Here is a 25,199-nt window from a genome sequence, read left to right on the forward strand (position 1 = left end):
TCCTCCTTCTTATTTCATCATGTCAGTTACATAAGGCAGCAATGCCAAGTGACGAGCTCTCTTCACAGCCTGCGCGATACGACGTTGGAACTTCAAAGAAGTACCTGTAATACGACGCGGAAGGATTTTTCCTTGTTCATTCAAGAATTTCTTCAAGAATTCAGGATCTTTGTAGTCGATATACTTAATACCACTCTTTTTGAAACGGCAGTACTTTTTCTTCTTAACGTCTACTGACGGCGGAGTTAAATATCTGATTTCTGATTGAACTTGTTGTGCCATGATTAATCCTCCTTTTTGTTTGATTTAACACTTCTTCTTTTTGCTGCGTATTCAGCAGCATACTTATCCATCTTGAAAGTCAAGAAACGGATTACGCGTTCATCACGACGGAAATTAATTTCCAGCTTGTCAATTACAGTAGGATCTGCATTGAACTCAATCAGTTGATAAAAACCTGTAGACTTTTTCTGAATTGGGTAAGCCAATTTCTTCAGTCCCCAGTTTTCTTCATTAATAATCTCAGCACCTTCAGCTTGAAGAACGCCTTTGAATTTTTCTACCGCTTCCTTCATCTGAACATCAGATAAAACGGGAGTTAAAATGAAAACGGTTTCGTATTGATTCATACTTCGTTTAATTAAATAAATAAATTATTTGATTTTAAATGCGGGTGCAAAGTTAGACATTTTATTTTGAACTACAAATATTTAATCTTTTTTTGTATCCGAAGATAGGATTTATCCGGGAAGAGACTTACCTTTGCAAAGTTGTTTAAACAATAATTTCATGATAGAGCAATTTAATTTCGACATTCGACTTATATTTGCCATATTAAATGGCAAAGTTTCTGCGGCAATCAACCGGAAACTGTACCGTAACTTCCGTCAGAACGGATTGGAAATCAGTCCTGAACAATGGACGGTACTCATTTTCCTGTGGGAAAAAGACGGCGTGACGCAACAAGAGTTGTGTAATGCAACTTTTAAAGACAAGCCCAGCATGACCCGTTTGATAGATAATATGGAACGGCAACATCTTGTTGTGCGCATTTCCGATAAAAAAGACCGCCGCACCAACTTGATCCATCTGACCAAAGACGGAAAAGAACTGGAGGAAAAAGCGCGTGTCATTGCCGGACAGACTCTGAAAGAGGCTCTTCACGGTATCACTCTCGACGAATTGAGCATTGGACAGGAGGTACTGAAAAAGGTGTTCTACAATACAAAAGATTAGATAGAAGAACTTCTCTCCAAATCATAAAATCCACTAAATCGTGCATTTATAATGGAATTTTTATCCAAATAATTTCGCCCGTTAAAGAATTATGCTTTAATTTGTGACTGGAATATTATAATCTATTAAAATACACACACATGAAAGGTTTATTAAAGAACTTAGGATTGATATTAATCTTGGTCGGAGTAGTCATCCTGCTGGCTTGTTCCTTTACAGGAAATGTAAACAACAACGCCATCCTGGGTACTTCAGTAGTACTTGTAGTACTGGGACTCATTTCTTATATTGTTATTAATAAGAAGATCGCTGATTAATTTCGCAAAATCAATAAAAAATCCCGGAAACGAATGTTCCCGGGATTTTTTATTTAGAGTTATCTCAAACGCAATCATTAAGATTCAACTTCCGGAGTAATCAGCTTATAGCCTTTTCCGTGAATATTGATAATTTCGATTGAATCGTCTTCTTTCAGATGCTTACGCAATTTCGTGATATACACGTCCATACTACGGGCATTGAAATAGTTATCGTCAATCCAGATTGTTTTCAGAGCGAAGTCACGTTGCAAAATCTCATTGGCATGTGCGCAAAGCAATCCGAGCAGTTCAGACTCTTTGGTAGTCAGCTTAGTTTGTTTGCCTTCTGACGACAGAATTTGTTTCTGTGTGTCGAAAGTAAACTTACCAATCTTATAGATATTGCTTTCTTTGTTCTTCTTTCCACGAACACGTCTCAAGATTGCTTCAATTCTGAATGTCAATTCTTCCATACTAAACGGTTTGGTGATATAATCATCCGCACCGATTTTAAAGCCTTCCAGGATATCTTCTTTCAGCGTTTTGGCCGTCAGGAAGATAATAGGAATTTCAGCATTTGCTGCACGGACATCCTGTGCCAGTGTGAAGCCGTCTTTTTTAGGCATCATCACGTCAAACACGCACAAGTCATATTTATTCTTCAAGAAAGCCTTATAACCGGCTTCTCCATCAGGATATAACTCAGCAGAATAACCTTTTGCCTGTAGATATTCTCTTAAAAGCATGCCAAGATTTTCGTCATCCTCGCACAATAAAATACGCAGTTTCTCGTCCATATCAATTATTTTTTAATAAAGGTAATGCAATAATAAATTTAGTTCCCACGTTCAGGTCGCTTTCCGCCCGGATGGTTCCCTTATGATCCAATATAATTTTTCTCACATAAGCCAATCCCAGTCCAAAGCCCTTCACATCGTGCAGATTACCCGTATGTACACGATAGAACTTTTCAAATATCTTTTTCAGGTTCTCTTTTTTGATACCGATACCATTATCCTGTATCGAAATCATCAGTTTACCCGACTCATTCCACGTTCTCACTTTCAGTTCCAGATCCTCTTCCGGTTTCTTATATTTCACCGCGTTATCCATCAGATTAAAGATTACATTCGTGATATGCATCTCGTCTGCAAATATAACAGGATCAGTGGCCTCAAGGTTCGATGTTATCTTACCATTATACCGTTCCACTTTCAGCGCAAAGGTATTGATAACTCCTGCTATTAATTCATTCGCATCAATCTCCTTCATCTTCAAAGTGGCCTTCTGACGTTCGAACATCGACATCTGGAGCACCTTTTCCACCTGGAAGCGCAAGCGCTTGGTTTCATCATTAATCACTCCCGATATATGCTGGAACATCTGTGGAGATTTTCCCACCGCCGGATCTTTCAACATCTGGGCTGCTAATGAAATGGTAGATATCGGTGTTTTAAATTCGTGCGTCATATTATTGATAAAGTCATTCTTCATTTCCGTCAGTTTCTTTTGCCGGAATACGATATAAATCGTAAAGATGAATGTCACTAACAATACCAGTGTAAATATCAGCGACGGAATCATGAAACTGATGGAGTCAAAGATATAATCTTTCTTCCCCGGAAAGTGCACTTTCAAGATACTCATTTTTGCAGGCGGGTCATTCTTGAACAATGCCTGCTGATAAGCGTCTTCACTTCCCTTTGCCTCATAATCCGCACAACGGTAGACTTCCCTTCCGTCTTTGTCGATCACTGTAAAGTGATAAGGCAAATCTATACTATTATTATATAAGCTCGATTTCAGATAGTCATCCAGTTCTTTAAACCGTACTCTGTCTCCAATCGACTTGTCACTTCCCCGGTAAATCATCTGCCAGGCCACTTCATCGAGTAATGCCCGTTGATACATATACCGATTCTTGATGGCTTCCACTAATGAACGCGAAGTTTCCGGAATGGTCTTTGTCCCCCTGTAAGGAGAAATCATAGCCTTCGGAAGCTCGGAGGGCTTAGTGGTCATCACTTTCAGCTCAAAATCCGAATATACTTTTCCATCCTTAGACTTCACTGTAAACCGCTGCGTTTGCTGAATCAAGTTGTCTTGTTGTATGGAAGCATTATTCGCAATCAGCGCTTTTCTTTCTGCTTCTGAAATATCTTCGATCAACCAACGTCTGGTCTCTGCATATTCCACATCCTTGGAAACCTGATCCAGGCTATTGCGTACAGCCGAATCAAACTGTTCCTTACGGGTTTTCATCATTTCCTCTATATAACTTACCTGCAAATACAGCAAGCTAAGGAAGGAAAGCCCCATTACAATACCTAATATCCAAATTGTTGACTTCTTCATAGCAACAAAATTAACACTCCCTAATTAACACTCCTAATGCATTAACTTGATTTAACCGGAACTTCCCGGAAATTAACCGTAAGGAGCTATTTAGGTTGTATTCTGATTACTACAACAATAAAACCCCTCCTTTGGTTTGCAAATTTAATAAAAAATTAAATCTTCTCCTTGTGTTTTTCCATCTTTATTAATCATAGTTAAACAAAAACCGCCCCCTTTTACTTAAAAAAGGCGGCGGTTTTAACGTTTTAGTTGATTCTTTATGCCTAACAGATGATAAATACCGAATATTATAGTGAATATTCAATCAATTATCACCTATCATTTATACTTATTCTTCAGTTTGTTTAGCTTCAAAGTCCTTCATTAACTTATCTTGAACATCCGTCGGAACAAGCTCATAACTAGAGAATTTCATAATGAACGAAGCACGTCCACCCGTGAGAGAGCTAAGCGCCGTAGAATAAGACGACATTTCTTTCAAAGGTACTTTAGCAACCAGTTTCTCAAAACCTTTTTCGCTACTCATACCCATAATCATGGCACGACGTCCCTGAAGATCTCCCATCACATCTCCCATCCTATCAGACGGAACGAACACTTCTACATCATAAATCGGTTCCAGAATTTTCGGACCGGCATTCTTGAAGGCTTCACTAAAGGCATTACGTCCGGCAAGCATAAAGGAGATTTCATTCGAATCTACCGGGTGCATCTTACCATCGTAAACAATAACGCGCACGTCACGAGCATACGAACCCGTCAACGGTCCTTGCTCCATACGAGACATAATACCTTTCATAATAGCAGGCAAGAAGCGGGCATCGATAGAACCACCGACGATACTGTTAACAAACACCAGTTTACCACCCCATTCCAATGGTATCTCTTCCGTGCCTCTCACGGTAATCTTAAATTCCTGTCCATTAAACTTATATGTTTCAGGCACAGGCATACCTTCTTTATAAGGTTCTACGATCAGGTGAACTTCACCAAACTGGCCGGCACCACCGGACTGTTTCTTATGACGATAGTCGGCACGGGCAGCCTTTGTAATCGTTTCACGATATGGAATCTTCGGTTCTTCATATTTTACCTGAAGTTTTTCGTTGTTTTCCAAACGCCATTTCAAGGTACGAAGATGGAATTCTCCCTGACCGTGTACCAAAGTCTGTTTCAGTTCTTTTGATTGCTCGATCACCCAGGTAGGATCTTCTTCGCGCATACGGTTCAGGATACTCATCATCTTTTCCACATCCGCTTCATTCACCGGCTTAATGGCACGGGTATATTTAGAGTTCGGATATTTGATAAAATTGAATTTGTAGTCACAATCCTTACCGTTCAGCGTATTACCGGTTTTCACGTCTTTCAGTTTCACGGCAGCACCGATATCACCGGCCTGCAATTCTTCCACCTTGACACGGTTACCACCAGCTACCACATAGATTTGCGCGATACGTTCCTTCGAACCACGGTCGGCATTCAGCAAATCGTCTCCCTCATGAACTTTGCCGCTCATTACTTTAAAATAGGAAACTTCACCGATATGCGGTTCCACACTTGTCTTGAAGAAATAAAGAGATTCCGGTCCATTGGAGTCAGGAGCCACTTCTTTACCTTCCGTATTCTGTACCTTCGGCATTTCAGATACAAAAGGAACAACGTTGCCCAAGAATTCCATCAAGCGGCGAACGCCCATATCTTTACCTCCGCAAACACAGAATACAGGGAACATACCTCTGGCGATCAATCCCTTACGGATGCCTTCACGCATTTCGTCTTCTGACAGGGAATCTTGCTCGAAGAATTTCTCCATCAGATTTTCATCATTCTCGGCAGCAGCTTCTACCAACGCTTTGTGCATTTCCATGGCCTTATCCATTTCTTCTGCCGGAATATCTTCGATTGTCGGAGCCCCTCCTTCGGGTTTCCATGAGTATTTCTTCATCAACAATACGTCGATCAGCGCATTAAAGCCCGGACCGGTAGCTATCGGATATTGAATGGGAACAACCTTAGAGCCGTATGCCTCTTTCAGCTGTTCGAGGATATTATCATAATCGCATTTTTCATTATCAAGCTGGTTGACTAGAAAAATAACAGGTTTATTCAGCTTTTCTGTATAACGGAAGTGATTTTGTGTACCGACTTCGACGCCGTATTGGCCATTGAGAAGGATAATTGCTGTGTCGGTCACATTTAGTGCAGTCACTGTGCTGCCTACGAAGTCGTCCGATCCCGGACAGTCAATAATATTAAGTTTTTTGTTATTCCATTCTACATGGAGAACGGTGGAGAAAACGGAGTAACCATACTCTTGTTCAACAGGAAAATAATCGCTAACTGTGTTTTTTGCGGCAACAGATCCGCGACGTTTTATAACACCACTCTCGAAAAGCATCGCTTCCACGAGAGTGGTTTTCCCAGAGCCAGAACTTCCCAACAAGGCAATGTTCTTGATTTCATTAGTCTGATATACTTTCATAATATATAAGATTTTAGTAATTACTCAGTATGTTTCTCACATACCATTAATTTTGTGATGCGCAAATTAGGGATTAATTGGGGGAAAAGCAACACTTATGGCAGTGTTACTAAACAATGTTATGTAACACATCTTTAACACGAACATTTTCGAATCGGGTTAAAAATTATTTTCGCATGGCTATAAACTAATTTCATAGTTGCAACGAGTAATCCGGCACGATGTTATTTTTAGTTGTTTTCCTTTCATACAATAGTTTCCCCGTTGCCTAATCAGTTTTCGTTTGACTTAAGTCAAGCGATAGTTTAACTTAAGTCATTCTATCGTTTGACTTAAGTCAAACGAAAACCCGGCTACAAGTTCGAATCTTATTTATAAAAGAAAAGATCTTAAATTCAGCATTGCAGGAAATTATCTTCTACTAATCGATGGGGAATTATCTATTTAGCGTATTCCTACCCCACTATAAATAATTTCCGTCAACTGCTTTTTTTGATATATCTAATAATAGTCTTACTTTTACACCCACAAACCCAAACAGCATAGCTATGGCAGGTATCTATCTTCATATTCCTTTTTGCAAAACGCGCTGCATCTACTGCGACTTCTACTCAACCACTCGCAGCGAACTCAAAACCCGTTATGTACAGGCTCTCTGCCGGGAGTTGACGATGCGTAAAGAATACCTGAAAGGAAAAGATATAGAAACTATTTATTTCGGTGGCGGAACCCCGTCTCAACTGGAAAAAGAGGATTTTGAACAAATATTTGATACCATCCGCGAGCACTACGGATTGAATCATTGTCAGGAAATCACTCTGGAAGCTAATCCGGATGATTTATCGCAGGAATATCTGGAAATGCTTTCCTCACTTCCTTTCAACCGCCTCAGCATGGGAATACAGACTTTTGATGATGCTACGCTCAAACTATTGAGACGCCGCCACAATGCCCGTACAGCCATCGAAGCAATTGACAGATGCCGGAAAGCCGATTTCCAGAACATCAGTATCGACCTAATTTACGGATTGCCCGGAGAAACAAAAGAACGATGGGAAAACGATCTCCGTCAAGCTATCAGTCTGAATGTAGAACATATCTCCGCCTATCACTTGATTTATGAGGAAGATACACCTATATATAATATGTTAAAACAGCACCAGATATCCGAGGTAGACGAAGACTCCAGTTTAGAATTTTTCACATTACTGATAGAGCATTTGCAGAAAGCAGGATTTGAACACTATGAAATTTCCAATTTCTGCCGCCCCGGAAAATATTCCCGCCACAACACTTCCTATTGGAAAGGAATATCTTATCTGGGATGCGGACCATCGGCACATTCTTTTGACGGAATGACACGGGAATGGAATGTGTCTTCAATCGACACCTATATAAAAGGTATAGAAGAAGACTGCCGTGCTTTCGAGACAGAGTATTTGGACCCAACCACCCGCTACAACGAATTTATTATCACTACCATACGTACCGTATGGGGAACACCTATAGAGAAACTGAAACAGATGTTCGGCAATGAAATGTGGGAATATTGTCAAAAAATGGCTGCACCTTATCTGAAAAATGGTAAACTGGAGGAATACAACGGAGCTTTGCGCCTGACGCGTGAAGGGATTTTTATTTCCGACAGTATAATGAGTGATTTACTTTGGGTAGACTAACCAAACAAACAAAAAGCCGATGACCGAATCAGAAGTAAGAAAGTTATTGCGGCAAATGAAAGAACTGGATTCGCAAACTGCTTTCCGGGACTTTTACAACATGACTTACGACCGTTTCTTTCGTATTGCCTATTATTATGTGAAACAGGAAGAATGGTCGCAGGAAATCGTTCTCGATGTATTCCTGAAACTATGGAAGCAACGCAGCAATTTGCTTGATGTGAGAAACATTGAAGATTATTGTTTCATTCTCGTCAAAAATGCTTCGCTCAATTATCTGGAAAAAGAATCAAGACATACGCTTATTCATCCCGATTCTCTGCCGGAGCCTCAAGAACAAAGCTATTCACCGGAAGAATCGCTCATCAGTGAAGAACTGTTCGCTCTTTACGTAAAAGCACTCGACCGGCTTCCGGATCGTTGCAGGGAAGTGTTCATCCGCATCCGTGAAGAAAAACAGAGTTACGCACAAGTAGCAGAAGAATTAGGCATCAGCATGAATACAGTGGACGCACAACTTCAGAAAGCAATCACACGTTTAAAAGAGATGATTAGCCGGGCCGAAATAGATTAACATTCTTTTAGACAAAGAGCGTAGGGAGTTTCTGTCCCCCTCCGGTCTTTATCAACAAATAAGTCAATCAATCACTAAAAAAAGACAGAAAATGAAAAAGCTAAATGACGCAAACATGGGAATCTTTGTCCTTCTTTCAGTTTGTCTGTGCCTGTTTTCATGCAACAATGACAACGACAACCTACCAAAGGACTATGCAGGATTTGAACATTCGAAGGAAACAGTAGAATGTGAAAGCGACAAACCCGAATGTGAGTTGAAAATTAAAATTGTTGCAACAGAAAAAACAAAAGAAGACCGGACGGTAGTACTTGCCACACCCCCTCCGGTAGTAGGACAAGCAGCAGTGGTACAGCTAACAGAAAAAAAAGTAATCATCAAAGCGGGTAAGAAGTCAGCAACAACTGTCATAAAAATCTATCCTAAACAGATGATATTGAAGAAGCAGAATGTCACTTTATCCTGCACTCCCCAGTGGAAAGAAGGAGGAATCAGCAAACTGACCATTCTGTTGAAACGAAAATAATAGATCAAGAGCAATACAGAAAAAAGATGAAATACACCGATACGGAATTAGAAGAAATACTGAACAAGCTCGTCGCTTCCACACGTTCACCGCGAGGACGGTTTTCAGCAACAACCAGTTACCCGGAACTAGAGAAAAGACTGAAGTCACATACCCGGCGTCTGACACTGATACGTACTTTCTCGGCAGCGGCGGCAGTAACTCTACTTTGCCTATCGGTATGGACAGCCTATTTATATATGCAACCGGTCACGATACAAACGGTTTCCACCTTGGCAGAGACACGCACGGTCTGTCTTCCTGATGGCAGCACCGTCACACTCAACCATTATTCTTCACTTTCTTATCCTGAAAAGTTCAAATCGGACAAGCGGGAAGTGAAACTAAATGGGGAGGCTTATTTTGAAGTAAGCAAGAACAAGAAACATCCGTTTATCGTGCAGACTGAAACGATTGACGTTCAGGTGTTGGGAACTCACTTCAACGTAGATGCCTATCAGAACAACCCGGATGTAAAGACAACGTTATTGACAGGTTCGGTAGCAGTCAGCAATAAAAGCAAGTCAGTTCGTGTGATTTTGAAACCGAATGAGATTGCTATATATAATAAGGTGGAAGAAAAACTCACCCGCAAGGTTTTAGAAAACGTAGAAGATGAAATTTCCTGGCGGCAGGGAGAGTTTATATTCGACGACCTACCTTTGCAGGAGATTGCCCGCGAACTATCCAATTCATTCGGAGCAACGATCCACATAGCCGACGCGGCTTTGCAAAATTACCGGATCACAGCACGCTTCCGCAATGGAGAAGACCTGGCAACTATTTTATCTGTATTACATAATGCCGGTTATTTCGACTACTCACAAAACAATAAACAGATTATTATCACTGCTAAACCAGACTAAGATGAATATTATATTCCAAGATCGCTTCCCTGTCAGAACCATTGTTCTGATAGGGGTAGCACTCCTTATCACCACACAAATATACGCGCAAAATGCGGACGCCCGACTTTCGCTGACACTACGAAACGCCACATTGAAAGAATTCGTCAAACGGATTGAGAATTCAACCGGATATTCTTTTATCTACAGTGAGGAAATTACCATAAAACATAAAATCAATTTGCAGGTAAAGGATAAGCCTTTGCGTGAGATACTTGACCTTGCGTTCAAAAATGAGCAGATCAGTTATCAGTTCACTGGCCGGCATATCCTTCTGCAAAAGAAAAAAGAATCAAAAACTGTAAGCCGCAAGTTCACTATCAGCGGATATGTCACTGATGGGACGTCTTCCGAGACGTTGATTGGAACCAACATCATTGAGAGTCATCAAAATCAAGGAACAACCACCAATCCTTACGGTTTTTACAGCATCACCCTGCCCGAAGGAGAAACCGAACTGCGTTTCTCCTATCTGGGCTATGCCACAGAAGCGCATCATTTTACGCTCTCACAAGACACATTACTAAATATCCGCATGCAGGGTAACACGCAATTGCAGGAAGTAGTCATCGTTTCCGACAAAACCGAGACAGGAACTATAGCCACCCAGATGGGATCTATCGAGATTCCAATGACGCAAATAAAAAATACTCCGAGCATACTGGGAGAGGCAGATGTAATGAAAGCCATCCAACTGATGCCCGGCGTACAGGCAGGAGTAGATGGATCTGCCGGACTGTATATACGTGGTGGAAGCCCGGATCAAAATCTAATCTTACTTGACGGGATTCCTGTATATAACGTAGACCATATGTTCGGATTCTTTTCGGTTTTTACTCCGGAAGCCGTCAAAAAAGTAACACTATTCAAAAGTTCTTTTCCGGCACGTTTCGGCGGACGGCTTTCTTCTGTCATCGACGTCCGTACCAATGACGGAGATATGCAGAAATACCACGGCACACTTAGTATCGGACTACTAACTAGCAAAATCAACCTGGAGGGTCCGATTGTGAAAGGGAAAACGTCTTTCAATATTTCCGCCAGACGTTCGTATGTCGACCTCATCGCTAAACCATTCATGCCGGATGACGAGGAATACAGTTATTATTTTTATGACATCAATGCCAAAATCAATCATAAGTTCTCCGACCGGAGCCGCGTCTATCTATCTGCCTACAATGGAAAGGATCATTTTGCTGCCAATTATGATGGAAATACAGATTTCAAAGACGGAAGCAAAATGAATTGGGGAAACACGATTCTTTCTGCCAGATGGAACTATGTATTCAACAACCGTTTATTCTGCAATACGACAGTCTCCTACAGCAACTATTTATTCGACATCAACTCATATACCAACAATCAATATCTCGGCAGTAGCGGTACATCATTTACCAACCGGTATTCAGCCGATTACCGTTCGGGAATCAATGATTGGAATTACCAGATCGACTTCGATTATAATCCATCTCCCAAACACCACCTCAAATTTGGAACAGGATATATCTATCATCGTTTCCGCCCGGAAGTTATGACCTCTAAAATCTCCAATAAGACAGGAGATAAAATAGACCTGGACACAACCTACCACAGCATAGCCAACAACCGGATTTACGGACATGAGTTATCCGCTTACCTGGAAGACAACATCAAGATGAATGATCGTCTGCGCCTGAATCTCGGACTGCATTTCTCATTGTTTCATGTGCAAAAACAAAGTTACTTTTCCTTGCAACCACGTGTTTCCGCACGCTATCAATTGGGAAAAGATGTAACCCTGAAAGCATCTTATACCCAAATGAGCCAATATGTACATTTACTATCGTCAATGCCCATTGCCATGCCTACGGATTTATGGGTTCCGGTCACTAAAAAGATCAAGCCAATGCGCTCCCACCAATATTCATTGGGCGGATACTATACGGGAATCAAAGGATGGGAATTCTCGGTAGAAGGGTATTATAAGGATATGTATAATGTGCTGGAATATAAGGAAGGCGTCAGTTTCTTCGGTTCTTCCTCCGGTTGGGAAAACAAAGTGGAAATGGGCAAAGGACGTTCGGCCGGCATTGAGTTTATGGCACAGAAAACCCTTGGAAGAACAACAGGATGGTTGTCCTACACTTTATCCAAAAGTGATCGTCAGTTTGCCAAAGGCGGTATCAACAACGGTGAACGGTTCCCATATAAATATGACCGAAGACACAATATCAACCTGACAATCAACCATAAGTTCAGCGACCGTATCGACATCGGTGCTTCCTGGGTGTTCTATACAGGTGGAACAAGTACAATCCCTGAAGAGAAAACCGCTGTCATCCGTCCTAGTGACGGCACAAACAACGGATTTGGAGGAGGATATGGATATGGAGGTTATTTTGATTCAAACATAACTTCACCCACCATCGGAGAAGCTTCATATGTGGAGCATCGTAATAATTACCGGTTACCAGCCAGTCACCGGTTGAATGTGGGAGTCAATTTCAACAAAAAGACCAAACATGGTATGCGTACTTGGAATATCAGTCTGTATAATGCATATAATGCGATGAATCCTACCTTTGTATATCGCAGCACCAGCAAAAACGATCCCAACAAACCGATTATCAAGAAGTATACTATACTTCCATTAATTCCATCATTCACTTACACTTATAAATTCTAAACCCATTATGAGAACTCGTATATGTTATCCATTTATCCTGTTAATAGCATTGCTGACAACAGTTTCTTGCGAAAACGAACTCCCTTTTAGTGTAAAGGACAATCCCCCCAAACTAGTGATGAACGCCCTAATCAACGCAGACAGTCTGACCAACGTTCTCTATCTCAATTTCACGGGAAGAGGATACGCCACTCATGTAGAAAATGCCACGGTGGAAGTACGTGTTAACGGACAGTTATCAGAAAGTTTACGTCCGCTCCCACCCCAAACGGAAGGAGATATGCAATGCCGTTTCCATATTTCCAGCAAATTTACTCCCGAAGATGTAGTTCGTATCGACGCCCTCACAGACGACGGACAATATCACGCATGGGCTGAAGTGACCGTACCACAGCGTCCACATGAAATAGCTGATATCGATACGGTCACCATTCCAATGACAAAGTATTATTATACGCAGAATTTTCTCCGATACAAAATCAATATCAAAGATCGATCCAACGAAGATAATTACTACCGGCTTATCATGGATAAGCAAATGACAGTGAAAGACTATAATGAAGAAACAGGAGAATTTGTCAGCCGGACAATACATCGCTATCATTTTATATCCCGCGAGGATATTGTGCTGACAGACGGACAGCCCACCAACAGCGATGACGAAGACAACGGCATGTTCGACACCGTAAAGAATATATATGGTGTATTCGACGACTCACGATTCAAAAATACATCTTACACAATGACGGTTTACAACCAGACAGATATTGACGGATTTCCTGAATACGGCACCAATGTAAAGATGGATATTATTGTACGTCTTTTAAGCATCACGGAAACAGAATATTACTATCTGAAAGCACTTAACCTGGTAGATTCCGACGCTTACGATGAAACAATAAATGAACCAATCAAGTACCCCAGCAATGTACATGGAGGAATTGGGATGATTGGAATCAGTACGGAGACAAGTAAGATCATTCATATAGAAAAACCACAACGATGAAAACAAATCATAAATTATGGATAGCAGACTGCGATAAACCGTAGTTTTGAAGATTCACCGTCTGTCAATGCCGCTTGCGTGGATGATATGGTCGAATGTCTGTCAATAGCCATGAAAGAAATCGTGGAAGAGATTAGCCAAGATTTACATTTAATACTATCTTTGCAGCCAAAAAGCAGGCACTAACTATGTTTATCATTATTGGAATTATGCTGACAGGCATGCTTCTTGGCTACTTGTTACGCAGTAAAAGACTATCATGGATACACAAGATAATCACTCTCCTTATATGGATTCTTCTCTTTCTTCTCGGAATAGATGTAGGGGGTAATGAATCTATCATCAAAGGATTACACACTCTTGGACTGGAAGCTGTTGTCATCACGGTAGCTGCGGTCATAGGAAGTACTTTATGTGCATGGGGCTTGTGGTACCTATTATATAGTAAAGGAAAGGAGACAAAAGCATGAAAGGTAGTTTGATTATTGTCTCTTTTTTCATTATCGGCACTCTTTGTGGAGTTTACCATCTTATCCCATACGACTTCACCGACAGTAAACTTAGTTACTATGCCCTCTGCGGACTCATGTTCTGCGTAGGTATCAGCATCGGTAACGATCCGAACACCCTGAAGAGTTTTCGGTCCCTGAATCCCCGGCTTGTATTCCTTCCTATCATGACGATACTCGGCACATTAGCAGGCTGCGCCATAGCGGGAGCTTTTATGAGCCAGCGAAGTCCTTTAGACTGTATGGCAGTTGGAGCCGGATTTGGTTATTACTCGCTCTCCAGCATATTTATCACCGAATATAAAGGTCCCGAATTGGGAACTATCGCATTACTTTCCAATATTATGCGTGAAATTATCGCTTTGCTGTGTGCACCCTTATTAGTGAAATATTTTGGAAAGCTAGCTCCTATTTCTGTTGGTGGAGCCACAACGATGGATACCACTCTTCCTATCATTACCCGATATTCGGGAAAGGAATTTGTAATCATTTCCATCTTCCATGGCTTTGTTGTCGATTTCAGCGTTCCGTTCCTAGTCACATTCCTTTGCTCAATATCATTTTAACAGCAATAAATCCTAAAATAGAGAAATACTCTACTATCGTTTTCGCACACGTATTACAAAAATGTTTCATAAAAAGGTATTTTTATATCAAAAAGCAGATCATCTCTTGACTTACATCAAGAAATCAGCCTAAAAAGAATCTTTTCCTTTTCTTTATTTTTATGCTATAAAACATATTCTTATATTTGCATAGGTAAAAAGAAAAAACTAAGCGCTTAGACAGTATTTTCAATAGGTATTAGATTTGTTTTTAGGAATAGTTTTTAGGTATAACAATTAAAAAAGTAGGTATTATGAAACGTTTAGGATTAACATTAGTGGCAGCGCTCTGCCTTGCTGCTTCAACATTTGCAGCCGGAAATCAGCCTACAACTGCAAAATGGGAAGGTAACATCAATGTAAGTAAACTAGGCAAATATTTAAAGTTAAACTCCGATCAGAGTGAAGAAGTAGCCAATATTTGCGATTATTTCTCCACACAGATGTCAAGAGCCACAACAGCGAAGAAAGATAAAGAAGCAAAATTGCGCAACGCTGTTTATGGTAACTTGAAACTGATGAGAAAGACTCTTAGTGCTGAACAGTACGCCAAGTATGCAGCTTTGATGAATATCACTTTACAGAATAAAGGTATTGAACTGAATAAGTAAAATGATTAATATGTAAAAGAGAGAGAGGGTGGAAGCCGGTTGGCTTCCACTTTTTTTATACTATTATTTAATAGTTACCATCGTAGCCCCAAACCCATATTCCTGGAAAGAAGCATCCTGATAACGGCAATTACTATATTTCCGTTTCAATTCATCAATGACAGCCTTTCGAAGTACCCCATCTCCCTTGCCGTGAATAAAGACAATCTTCTGTTCACGCTTATTCTTATAAGTTTCCATCACTTCGCGAAACTTATCCAATTGATAATTCAGTATTTCAGCATTGCCCATCCCTTGAGTATCATCCAGCAAAGAATCAATATGAAGATCTATTTCAATAATTCCGCTCTTTCCGCCATGAGTAGTATGGTTTGGTTTCACAATAGGTTGTGACTTCGGTTTATCTACAGATTTCTTCTGCAGCAGAGCCTCTTGAATCTCCTCCGCCGAAACATATACTTGTTTGGCAGGCATATCATCTTTCACAATGTCATAAATCAAAGCCGGTTCTTCAAAGAAATCAGAATCGCTAAAGGTATGAAGTTTATAGAACTTCACGGTATCGATCCGTATCTCCACACTAACAGCCGGTTTGATAGCCGCAGGCTTACCGTCCTTGAAGGCGATCAACTGAACAGCCACCCGCTCCATATCATTCAGTACATCTTTGGTGAACTCTTCCAACAGCAATTTTGTATTAGGCTCCACCAAACCGTGCGAACGGTTCTTCCATGCTTTTCCTTCTGCACTCAAATAAGTGTAATACAAATAATAATTGCTATCATTTACCAGATAAGTTTCAAAAGGAGTAGTCATCATCGCTTTTGCGTCTTCGGGCACATAAGCCAGAAATACATTCAAAGTATCTCCTCCACGCACCTCCGGCTGACGTTGAATAACAGGCATCTCCGGTTTTACCGGTTTAACAGGTTCTTCCGGTTTCGGCACAGACGAACCGGGTTTACGCCTCATATTATAGTCATCTGTTTCAATCACGACACACTCGCGTATCGGCATCGGAATATCAAACCCATCTGCATCTTCTACCAACACAAAATCCTTTCCCTGGAATCCAGTTACGATTCCACCGCCTACCTCACTAAGAAAGCGTACTTTATCTCCTATTTTCATTATTGTATATCCAATTAAAATTCAAACTCAAAAAAACGAGTAACAAAGATAGAGATTTCTATGAAATTAAATGGAGATTCGGTTCTAAAAACAAACCGTCTGCCTTTATTCCTCTTTTTATTGTAACTTTGCATACGAAATACCAAACAAATGATCTAAAATTCACCATTAACGACGAAAACCGATGAAAGAACTTATTAAAGTCATTGCTTTTGATGCAGACGATACCTTGTGGAGCAATGAACCTTTTTTCCAGGAAATAGAGAAACAATATACAGACCTATTAAAGCCTTATGGCACTTCTGAAGATATTTCAGCCGCTTTATTTCAAACAGAAATGAATAATCTGAAATATCTCGGATATGGAGCCAAAGCTTTCACCATTTCTATGGTAGAGACAGCTTTGCATGTGAGTGGACAAAAGATTTCAGGAACAGACATCCAACATATTATTGAATTAGGCAAATCATTACTGAAAATGCCAATTGAACTATTGCCGGGAGTAAAAGAAACGCTTAAAGTATTGAAAGAGAAAGGAAAATACAAATTAGTAGTTGCCACTAAAGGAGATTTGCTCGATCAGGAGAATAAGCTGGGACGTTCCGGATTAGCCTCTTATTTCGATCACATTGAAGTGATGTCCGATAAAACAGAGAAAGAATATCAACGAATGTTGAATATCTTACAGATTGCTCCTTCCGAATTTGTCATGATTGGCAATTCTCTGAAATCGGACATTCAACCTGTTCTATCGCTGGGAGGATATGGCATACATATTCCTTTTGAAGTGATGTGGAAACATGAAGTAGTAGACACATTCACACATGACCATCTGAAACAGGTGAAAAGATTTGATGAGTTGCTGCTTTGGTTTTAAATAAGTTCTGTTCTTTCTTCAGATAAGCTTCGAATCTGAAGAAAGAAATCAGTAAATAATGCCATCTTATTGGATTACAAATCCAACAGTTTCATCAATTCAGCAGCCCGACACGCTTCTATCGAATTACCGACAGAGAGTTTCTCCAAAATATTCTGCCGGTGTCGATTGACTGTATTCACACTAATATAAAGGGCAGCTGCTATTTCTTTACTAGATAGTCCTTTACGTATACAGCGAAGTATTTCCTTTTCGCGTTCGGATAGGATATTGCGATGTTCTTCCGAAAGAAAGAGGGTTTCGACTTCTCCACGTTCCATATGAGTAATAGTGGGACATATCCCCTGCTCCGTTCGTTGATCTGCAGACAAGGTATAAAGACAAAAAATCAACCATACACTTCCGGAAGGAGTATTTTCCATAATCTGCACTAAATTATCAATATACTGATAGACTCCTTTCTCATTCATCATACGTATTCTGCATCTTCCCCGGTACTTCAACCGTTCTTCGGAAGACATCGAAAAGGTCTTCTGAAAAAACTGATACTCCAATAACCGCTTTTCTACCAAATCTTCAGGATGAATACGCCGATAAATACAATCTTCATCCATAGAATCAATCACACTCAAAGCAGCTTCTTCGGGAGTTAAGCCTAGAAAATGCGCCCAAGGATGAACGGCAATGTAACTTTTCCTATTCGAAAGATCTGAAATAACAGCACATCCACCATTAATCTCCGTCAATGAATGAATAAAGCGTTGATGTTGCTCTACAACTCCATTGTCCAATATTTCATCGGCTATCAGTTGTGTCGCATAAACTTCATCTATTTCCTTTTGTAATACGTCCATCTTATAAAATGGTTATTATTCAGTATTGTTGCACACGGAGGTATGACCTATCTTTGCACCACAAAGATAATCAAATAAGAAATGATCATGAAACATTTAAAAATCAAAATGATGTCAATAGCCTTTATGGCAGTAACAACTTCTTCTATGGCACAAAGTTTGAATAAAATGAACTGGCTGAATGAGCCTCAACAATGGGAAATAAAAGATGGCAAAACCTTAGTGATGGATGTTCCTGCAAAAACAGACTTTTGGAGGATTTCTCATTATGGGTTCACAGTGGACGACGGACCTTTCTATTATGCAACTTATGGTGGAGAATTTGAAGCCAAAGTAAAGATAACCGGCAACTATGTCACCACCTTTGACCAAATGGGATTAATGCTGCGCATCGACCATGAAAACTGGATAAAAGCAGGTGTGGAATACGTTGATGGCAAACAGAATGTAAGTGCTGTAGTTACGCATCGGACTAGCGACTGGAGTGTAGTACAATTGCCGGATGCTCCCCGTTCGATATGGATAAAAGCAGTCCGTCGCCTGGATGCAGTAGAAATATTTTTCTCACGTGATGATAAAGAATATATTATGATGCGCACGTGTTGGTTGCAAGATAATTGTCCTGTCATGGTAGGATTAATGGGAGCTTGTCCGGACGGCAAAGGTTTCACTGCTACATTCGAAGAATTTAAAGTGACTCCATTAGCCGATCAACGAAGACTGGAATGGGCAAAAAGGCAAATGAACAAATAAAAATCAGTCTTGATGCTATTTATTTAAATAGAGAGAAAGCTCTATTATAATATAAATGCGGTAGTATATCTTACTTTAAATATTCTATTTTTAATATGATGAGTATAAATAGCATCACACGGATTTCCTCTTCCAGCAGTTCTGTTGTATAAAATAATGCAAGAATATACAGTTCTCGAGGAGTTTTTTACATAAAAACAGTCAAAAGATACACTATAATAAACTTATTGACAATCGTTTCTTTAAAAGGAATAACCAGTTCCTTTTAAAGGAACGATTCATTGATCGGTGAGAAACACTTTATTCCTTTAAAAGGAGCATATAAAACTTTATTTTAAGTGCTATCCCAGAGCTAACCTACACCTGAAACAGCCAACACTCCACATATCAAATTGAGACAAAATAAAGGCAAGTTCTATACATCTATTCTATAAAAGACACAGACTAAAACAAATTATTCCAAAACACAATCGATTTATTTCTTTTCTAAATTCGAAAACAGCAAATCCTTCTCATTTTCAACTCATGCCTAAATATATCCTGCATATATGGAATTATACAACGATAAAATATACGTTTTTTCATATATTATCGCCAAAACCGTATATACTTATCTTTCTCACGATCCAACGCACCTTCATCAACACAATCATCCAACCGGAACCATGAATGTTCTATCAATGAGCCTCTCTTTTTAACAGACTTATCCCAGTTTCCTATCACTTGTCCTTCATGAAGAACAATCGGATAAAACAGACCATTATTGGTAAATGCTTTCGAGTAATACTCTTTAGGCAAAACGTCTGTCCGGTCTTTATAACCAAGCAAATATTCATCATAAGAAGGAAGAAGATGCAAACTGCCGGTAACTTTTCCACGAGTCCGGCAATCTTCATGAATATACCATGTCTGTCCATTCCATTCTTCTGCCGTTAATTCCGAATCAATCAAATAAATAGCTTGACGTGCATCTGTAATAGGCAGCCCCGACCACCAGACAAAATCTTGCAAAACAGCAGGAGCATGACTACGAAAATAGCTTCTAGCCAAACGAGCCAAAGATTCATCTTTGGTCAATTCCGGCATCGGCGGAACACGCTCTTCCAAAAGCGCATACGTACATTTACTTCCTTTATCTTCCCCACTACATACAATCCCCACCTGCTCCGCACGAGCCATAAAGCGGGTCATACGATGATTATCCGCTACAATCCCCGAACGGTTAAAATGCTCGGCAATCTCCTGCCTCGTCAGGCTTTTCTTCCCACAAAGAATTTTCTCCAACAGATTATGACTTTTCGTATAGAGCTCTTCAGAAATTTCCAAGTCATGCCCCTTCGCATAAGACTCATTAGCAGATATAATACGCCCGGCGGAAAGTTTCAACATCCACCGGATATCTTCTGCTGCTACGAGATGCCATGTCGGACGCATTACATGAGTCCGCAGGATTTCACCATCACGGAGCGCTTTTTCCACAGTTTGAATCGTTGCTGACTTCAAACGCATTCCTACTGCCCATTTCACCATGGAATAATTCTGTGCCTGCATAGCTCCCATCCAGGACACAAGTTCCTTGGGTTGAAAGAAAAGAGGACTTAATAACTGTTGGTTGAGTAAACGTATATTCGGTATTTTCATCATACTTATTTATAAAAGAAAAAACAGTTGTTCTTTGATTAAATGACACGAGTAATGGAATGTAACAAAACAGAAGACAAGAAGTCTCTAATATAAATATGTTCTATCCCTTCATAAGTATTTTCAAACATTTTTTCTCCGGACACTACCACTTTCGGATAATTATCTTTAATCTTCAATAAATTCCCGAATTCTCTTTCAATAGTTTCCTGTTTAGAAAGTTCAAGAGAGACTTGCACATAGAGAATCTCTCCATTCCGTTTACAGACAAAATCTATTTCTTCCGTACCCAATGTCCCGATTTTTACATCATATCCACTATATACCAAATGATTATAAACCAAGTTCTCCAAACGCATCGCTCTGTCCTGTGGCTTGTACCCCGTAATCACATTACGAATCCCCATATTCTCAAAATAATACTTCTCCCCTCTTTCGAATAATTTCTTTCCGGCAATATCATACCTTCCTACCCTATGTACAATAAAAGCATCCGATAATGCCATCGCATACTCACTCACAACATAAGGAGAAATATCCACTTTCTGACTTTTCAGAAAATCACTAATACTCTTGCTGGAAAATAAGTTGCCAATGTTACCTGCCAAGAACGAAACTAGTTGTTCCAAAAAGACCGTATTCCTTATATTCTTTCTCTGAATCACATCTTTTAATATAATGGTAGAGTAAATGCTCCTCAAATACTCCATAACAACAGGTTCTTCCATCGGCAAATGTATCAGATAAGGCAATCCTCCATAATGAATATATTTCTCCAATGACGCATCCGTATTCTCCAGTTCATGGAAATCCAGAAATTCAATATACGACAAACTATAAACCACAAATTCAACATACCGACCTCCCAATTCATTCGCTAAATCACTGGAAAATATCTCTGAATTACTGCCTGTCACATATATATCATTATTATCATCCAATGCCAACGAACGGATAGCCAACCTGAAATCTTGTATTTCCTGTATTTCATCGACAAAAATATAGTTCATTCTATCATCTACCGATTTTGAAAGAATATAATCATTCAGTTCTTTATAAGTCTTTATATCTATGAAATTGACATCTTCCTTATTTATATAGATAATATTCGCATCACTCTCTTCTTTCCGTATCAACTCCATGAGTTGATACAAAATAAAGCTTTTACCGACACGACGATGACCGACCATCACTTTTACCAATGTTTTCCTCATGAAAGGTCTTATGCGGTCAACATAAGTGTTTCTTTGTTTAATTATGCGAGGTATTTTCATTCTACTTCTTTTTAAATACGATTGCAATACATCACAAATATAGCATTTATTTTAAATACAATTGTAATTTCTTGAGATTTTATCCTCTACTTCAAATACGATTGTAATTTTCCCATTCTAAATTTTCTATTGTTTTTCTGACTTTATAACTGCATATATACCAATTTATGTCTATTTTTGTCATCTCAAACCAAAGAAAATAGAAATGATGCTCTATAAACTCATCCCTCCTTCAGTAGTAATAGCAACTATCCAGTTGCCGGCTTCTAAAAGTATCAGTAATCGTGCATTAATCATCAATGCGCTGGGCAAAGGTATTTATCCTCCTGAAAACCTGTCCGATTGTGACGATACACAGGTGATGATAAAAGCTCTCACCGAAGGGAAAGAGACGATTGACATCATGGCTGCGGGCACTGCTATGCGTTTCCTTACCGCCTATTTAAGTGTGACCCCGGGGGAACGGACAATCACAGGAACAGCCCGTATGCAGCAACGCCCGATACAGATATTAGTCAATGCGCTTCGTGAGTTAGGAGCTGAAATAGAGTATACCCGCAATGAAGGATATCCTCCCCTCCGCATCAAAGGTGCAGAATTGAAAGGAAACGAAATAACACTGAAAGGAAATGTCAGTTCCCAATATATATCTGCTCTATTGATGATAGGTCCGGCACTCAAAGACGGTTTGACTTTGCATTTAAGCGGGGAGATAATTTCCCGTCCTTATATCAATCTTACATTGCAACTGATGCAGGACTTTGGAGCCAAAGCCGCATGGACTTCTCCCAGTAGCATTTCCGTTGCTCCACAACTCTATCAGAGCATTCCTTTCAAAGTGGAAAGTGACTGGAGCGCAGCTTCCTATTGGTATCAGATTGCTGCCTTATCTCCCAAAGCAGAAATTGAATTATTGGGGTTGTTTCCTAACAGTTATCAGGGAGATAGCCGGGGAGCAGAAGTTTTCTCACGCTTAGGTATAACTACCGAATTTACATCGCAAGGTGTGAAACTGAAAAAAACAGGCAAAGCGCCGGAAAGACTGGAAGAAGACTTTGTCGACATTCCGGATTTGGCACAGACATTCGTTGTTACCTGTGCCTTGCTGAATATCCCTTTCCGTTTCACCGGATTACAAAGCCTGAAAATAAAAGAGACTGACCGTATTGCCGCTCTGCGAGCCGAGCTTAAAAAGCTGGGATATGTGATCGAGGAAGAAAATGACAGTATATTAATGTGGAATGGCGAACGATGTGAACCGGAAGAAACTCCGGTGATTGAAACCTATGAAGACCATCGGATGGCAATGGCATTTGCACCGGCAATTATCCGCCATCCCAATTTACTTATTGCCGATCCGCAAGTCGTTACCAAATCATATCCCGGATATTGGGAAGATTTGAAACAGGCCGGATTTCAGGTTATAAACGAAGGCTAATTTTCATACGCTGTGGAAGATTTCAACAAATATACTTCCCACATCAACTACTCCCCTATTGTAGATTTTGTATTGCAACAGGGGAAGCAGACCTATTATAAGAAAGGAGACTACTTTTCCCGCCAAGGAGAAGTATGCAAAACAATGGGATTCGTCAGTTCCGGTTCTTTCCGGTACTGTTGCACCAACAGTGTAGGCGAGAGCAGCATTGTAGGCTATACTTTCGATCATTCTTTTGTTGGCAACTATCCGGCTTTTCAGTTACAGGATAAATCAAATGTAGATATACAAGCCTTGTGTGACTGCTCGGTATACGTAATCAATTATCAGCAAATGGCAGACTTCTACGATACCAACGACGCTCACCAAAAGTTAGGACGTCGCATCGCAGAAACGTTATTGTGGGAAGTCTACGACCGGATGATTTCAATGTACAGCCTGACACCGGAAGAACGCTATCTTGAAATTATCAACCGTTGTCCCGACTTACTGAAACTGATAACTTTAAAAGAACTGGCTTCCTATCTTCTGATTCGTCCCGAAACATTAAGTCGTATCCGAAGAAAAGTCGTACAAAAATAAATTCTTGATTTCAATCAAGAGTTTATTTATTCCCTACCCTTACTTTTGCGGGCAAACAAAGTATATTGTATTTCATGAAAAAAATTATAATTATAGGTGCAACTTCCGGCATCGGTCGTGGATTGGCAGAAGTCTATTCTCAAGAAGATTATCTTATCGGCATTACCGGTCGCAGAGAAAATCTATTAGAAGAGGTATGCGCCCGGGACAAAGACAAACTATTCTATCAAGTGTGCGACATCACCGATACACAAGCTACCATTTCATCCCTCGAAACTCTCACTCAAAAGATGGGTGGAATGGATATATTGATTATCTGTGCCGGGACCGGAGAACTAAATCCCGAACTCTCCTACCAATTGGAAGAACCTACCTTACTAACGAACGTGATAGGATTCACCAACATCGCAGACTGGGGTTTCCGATATTTCGAACAGCAAAAAAGCGGGCATCTGGTTACTATTTCCTCTGTTGGAGGTACACGCGGCAGTGGCATCGCTCCCGCCTACAATGCGTCGAAAGCCTATCAAATCAACTATATGGAAGGATTACGACAAAAAGCAACTAAATCTCCTTATTCTATTTACACTACCGATATTCGTCCCGGATTTGTAGACACCGCTATGGCAAAAGGAGAAGGATTGTTTTGGGTTACTCCCGTTGATAAAGCTGTGAAACAAATTAAAAAGGCTATTTCTAAAAAGAAAAAAGTAGCTTTCATTTCCAAAAGATGGAGATATGTAACTATCCTGTTTCGTCTGTTGCCATCTGCTATTTATTGCCGGATGTAATGATAGATACTCCATAGCCAACACATATTTGTCTAAGTAAATCTAATAAAAAAACACCTGCCCCAACTGTTTATACAGATATTGGTATCTACCAAATTCTAGTTATGTATATAAGTCTATACGGGAATCATATTAATGATAATAGCTAACTCACAAATAAACAGCTCTCTTACAATTGGAGGACACTTTTAGGGTTCAGTAATCAATGATGAAAAAATAAGTTCTTTCAGAACTAGGATGGTTTATAAAATTAGAATTAACGGCACAAATATATAATATATTTTAATACATAGCATGTATTTTCAAAAATAATATCAAATTCTCATTCATTTTTTCTTTTTAAGAATGCCCAAAGCCGTAT

At 39.9% G+C, this 25,199-nt stretch carries 25 protein-coding genes; 16 read left to right on the forward strand and 9 right to left on the reverse strand.

Going from position 1 to position 25,199, the window contains the following annotated elements; genetic code table 11:
* Window positions 1-9 precede the first annotated feature (9 nt).
* Window positions 10-282, reverse strand: a complete 273-nt coding sequence (gene rpsR / locus LPH68_RS05460) for a 30S ribosomal protein S18 (protein ID WP_004307964.1) — start codon at window positions 280-282, stop codon at window positions 10-12.
* A gap of 2 nt (window positions 283-284) precedes the next feature.
* On the reverse strand, window positions 285-629 hold the full coding sequence (rpsF, locus tag LPH68_RS05465) for a 30S ribosomal protein S6 (protein WP_004299329.1): 345 nt from the start codon (window positions 627-629) through the stop codon (window positions 285-287).
* Between the two features lie 160 nt (window positions 630-789).
* Here rpsF and LPH68_RS05470 point away from each other — a divergent pair, with 160 nt between their 5' ends.
* Window positions 790-1,236, forward strand: coding sequence for a MarR family winged helix-turn-helix transcriptional regulator (locus LPH68_RS05470; RefSeq protein ID WP_004299328.1), 447 nt, complete (start codon window positions 790-792; stop codon window positions 1,234-1,236).
* 140 nt (window positions 1,237-1,376) lie between these two features.
* Entirely contained in the window at window positions 1,377-1,553 is a 177-nt protein-coding gene (locus LPH68_RS05475) for a hypothetical protein (protein ID WP_004299327.1), read from the forward strand.
* A gap of 77 nt (window positions 1,554-1,630) precedes the next feature.
* On the opposite strand, the gene LPH68_RS05480 is transcribed toward LPH68_RS05475, so the two are convergent.
* From LPH68_RS05480 to LPH68_RS05490, 3 genes are all read right to left on the reverse strand, one after another.
* Window positions 1,631-2,332: a response regulator transcription factor gene (locus LPH68_RS05480; RefSeq protein ID WP_004299326.1), complete on the reverse strand. Its 702-nt coding sequence runs from the start codon at window positions 2,330-2,332 to the stop codon at window positions 1,631-1,633.
* Window position 2,333: 1 nt separating this feature from the next.
* A complete protein-coding gene (locus tag LPH68_RS05485) occupies window positions 2,334-3,890 on the reverse strand; it encodes a sensor histidine kinase KdpD (protein WP_118161219.1) in 1,557 nt (518 codons plus the stop codon).
* A 331-nt stretch (window positions 3,891-4,221) separates the two neighbouring features.
* Window positions 4,222-6,378: a translation factor GTPase family protein gene (locus tag LPH68_RS05490; protein ID WP_004299324.1), complete on the reverse strand. Its 2,157-nt coding sequence runs from the start codon at window positions 6,376-6,378 to the stop codon at window positions 4,222-4,224.
* Window positions 6,379-6,926: 548 nt separating this feature from the next.
* Between LPH68_RS05490 and hemW the strand changes: the two genes are divergently transcribed.
* The 9 genes from hemW (at window position 6,927) to LPH68_RS05535 (ending at window position 15,497) form a co-directional block, all read left to right on the forward strand.
* Window positions 6,927-8,057 (forward strand): radical SAM family heme chaperone HemW, encoded by a 1,131-nt coding sequence (gene hemW, locus LPH68_RS05495; RefSeq protein ID WP_074705809.1) that lies wholly within the window; start codon window positions 6,927-6,929, stop codon window positions 8,055-8,057.
* A gap of 19 nt (window positions 8,058-8,076) precedes the next feature.
* The gene (locus tag LPH68_RS05500) at window positions 8,077-8,631 is read left to right on the forward strand and encodes an RNA polymerase sigma-70 factor (RefSeq protein ID WP_004316259.1); all 555 of its coding nucleotides are present in this window, start codon (window positions 8,077-8,079) and stop codon (window positions 8,629-8,631) included.
* Between the two features lie 91 nt (window positions 8,632-8,722).
* On the forward strand, window positions 8,723-9,157 hold the full coding sequence (locus LPH68_RS05505; protein WP_004316260.1) for a hypothetical protein: 435 nt from the start codon (window positions 8,723-8,725) through the stop codon (window positions 9,155-9,157).
* 26 nt (window positions 9,158-9,183) lie between these two features.
* A complete protein-coding gene (locus LPH68_RS05510) occupies window positions 9,184-10,062 on the forward strand; it encodes a FecR family protein (protein ID WP_151923026.1) in 879 nt (292 codons plus the stop codon).
* Window position 10,063: 1 nt separating this feature from the next.
* Window positions 10,064-12,766 (forward strand): TonB-dependent receptor, encoded by a 2,703-nt coding sequence (locus LPH68_RS05515; protein ID WP_118161223.1) that lies wholly within the window; start codon window positions 10,064-10,066, stop codon window positions 12,764-12,766.
* A 7-nt stretch (window positions 12,767-12,773) separates the two neighbouring features.
* A complete protein-coding gene (locus tag LPH68_RS05520; RefSeq protein ID WP_151923027.1) occupies window positions 12,774-13,772 on the forward strand; it encodes a DUF4249 domain-containing protein in 999 nt (332 codons plus the stop codon).
* A 188-nt stretch (window positions 13,773-13,960) separates the two neighbouring features.
* Entirely contained in the window at window positions 13,961-14,242 is a 282-nt protein-coding gene (locus LPH68_RS05525; RefSeq protein ID WP_004321999.1) for a LysO family transporter, read from the forward strand.
* Window positions 14,239-14,847, forward strand: a complete 609-nt coding sequence (locus tag LPH68_RS05530; protein ID WP_004307956.1) for a lysine exporter LysO family protein — start codon at window positions 14,239-14,241, stop codon at window positions 14,845-14,847. The genes LPH68_RS05525 and LPH68_RS05530 overlap by 4 nt, the downstream gene beginning before the upstream one ends.
* A 293-nt stretch (window positions 14,848-15,140) precedes the next feature.
* A complete protein-coding gene (locus tag LPH68_RS05535) occupies window positions 15,141-15,497 on the forward strand; it encodes a hypothetical protein (protein WP_004316265.1) in 357 nt (118 codons plus the stop codon).
* A 63-nt stretch (window positions 15,498-15,560) separates the two neighbouring features.
* Here the strand turns inward: LPH68_RS05535 and LPH68_RS05540 are convergent, their stop codons facing one another.
* Entirely contained in the window at window positions 15,561-16,628 is a 1,068-nt protein-coding gene (locus tag LPH68_RS05540; protein ID WP_004307954.1) for a DUF2027 domain-containing protein, read from the reverse strand.
* Window positions 16,629-16,812: 184 nt separating this feature from the next.
* Between LPH68_RS05540 and LPH68_RS05545 the strand changes: the two genes are divergently transcribed.
* Window positions 16,813-17,505: an HAD family hydrolase gene (locus tag LPH68_RS05545; protein WP_004299303.1), complete on the forward strand. Its 693-nt coding sequence runs from the start codon at window positions 16,813-16,815 to the stop codon at window positions 17,503-17,505.
* A gap of 74 nt (window positions 17,506-17,579) precedes the next feature.
* On the opposite strand, the gene LPH68_RS05550 is transcribed toward LPH68_RS05545, so the two are convergent.
* Window positions 17,580-18,359: a response regulator transcription factor gene (locus LPH68_RS05550; RefSeq protein WP_004299300.1), complete on the reverse strand. Its 780-nt coding sequence runs from the start codon at window positions 18,357-18,359 to the stop codon at window positions 17,580-17,582.
* Between the two features lie 81 nt (window positions 18,360-18,440).
* Here LPH68_RS05550 and LPH68_RS05555 point away from each other — a divergent pair, with 81 nt between their 5' ends.
* Complete coding sequence (locus tag LPH68_RS05555) at window positions 18,441-19,112, forward strand: DUF1349 domain-containing protein (RefSeq protein WP_225472708.1); 672 nt, start codon at window positions 18,441-18,443, stop codon at window positions 19,110-19,112.
* Window positions 19,113-19,700: 588 nt separating this feature from the next.
* Here LPH68_RS05555 and LPH68_RS05560 read toward each other — a convergent pair.
* The gene (locus LPH68_RS05560) at window positions 19,701-20,753 is read right to left on the reverse strand and encodes a winged helix DNA-binding domain-containing protein (RefSeq protein WP_074705900.1); all 1,053 of its coding nucleotides are present in this window, start codon (window positions 20,751-20,753) and stop codon (window positions 19,701-19,703) included.
* 38 nt (window positions 20,754-20,791) lie between these two features.
* On the reverse strand, window positions 20,792-22,027 hold the full coding sequence (locus LPH68_RS05565) for an ATP-binding protein (RefSeq protein ID WP_004299291.1): 1,236 nt from the start codon (window positions 22,025-22,027) through the stop codon (window positions 20,792-20,794).
* A gap of 208 nt (window positions 22,028-22,235) precedes the next feature.
* On the opposite strand from LPH68_RS05565, the gene aroA reads away from it, so the two are divergent.
* From aroA to LPH68_RS05580, 3 genes are all read left to right on the forward strand, one after another.
* A complete protein-coding gene (gene aroA, locus LPH68_RS05570) occupies window positions 22,236-23,465 on the forward strand; it encodes a 3-phosphoshikimate 1-carboxyvinyltransferase (RefSeq protein ID WP_370638795.1) in 1,230 nt (409 codons plus the stop codon).
* 12 nt (window positions 23,466-23,477) lie between these two features.
* Window positions 23,478-24,047 (forward strand): Crp/Fnr family transcriptional regulator, encoded by a 570-nt coding sequence (locus LPH68_RS05575; protein WP_004299287.1) that lies wholly within the window; start codon window positions 23,478-23,480, stop codon window positions 24,045-24,047.
* A gap of 74 nt (window positions 24,048-24,121) precedes the next feature.
* Window positions 24,122-24,838, forward strand: a complete 717-nt coding sequence (locus LPH68_RS05580; RefSeq protein WP_004323455.1) for an SDR family NAD(P)-dependent oxidoreductase — start codon at window positions 24,122-24,124, stop codon at window positions 24,836-24,838.
* Window positions 24,839-25,199: the final 361 nt, after the last annotated feature.

This window comes from Bacteroides sp. 1_1_30 (genome assembly GCF_020982715.1).
Taxonomy (GTDB): Bacteria; Bacteroidota; Bacteroidia; order Bacteroidales; family Bacteroidaceae; genus Bacteroides; species Bacteroides xylanisolvens.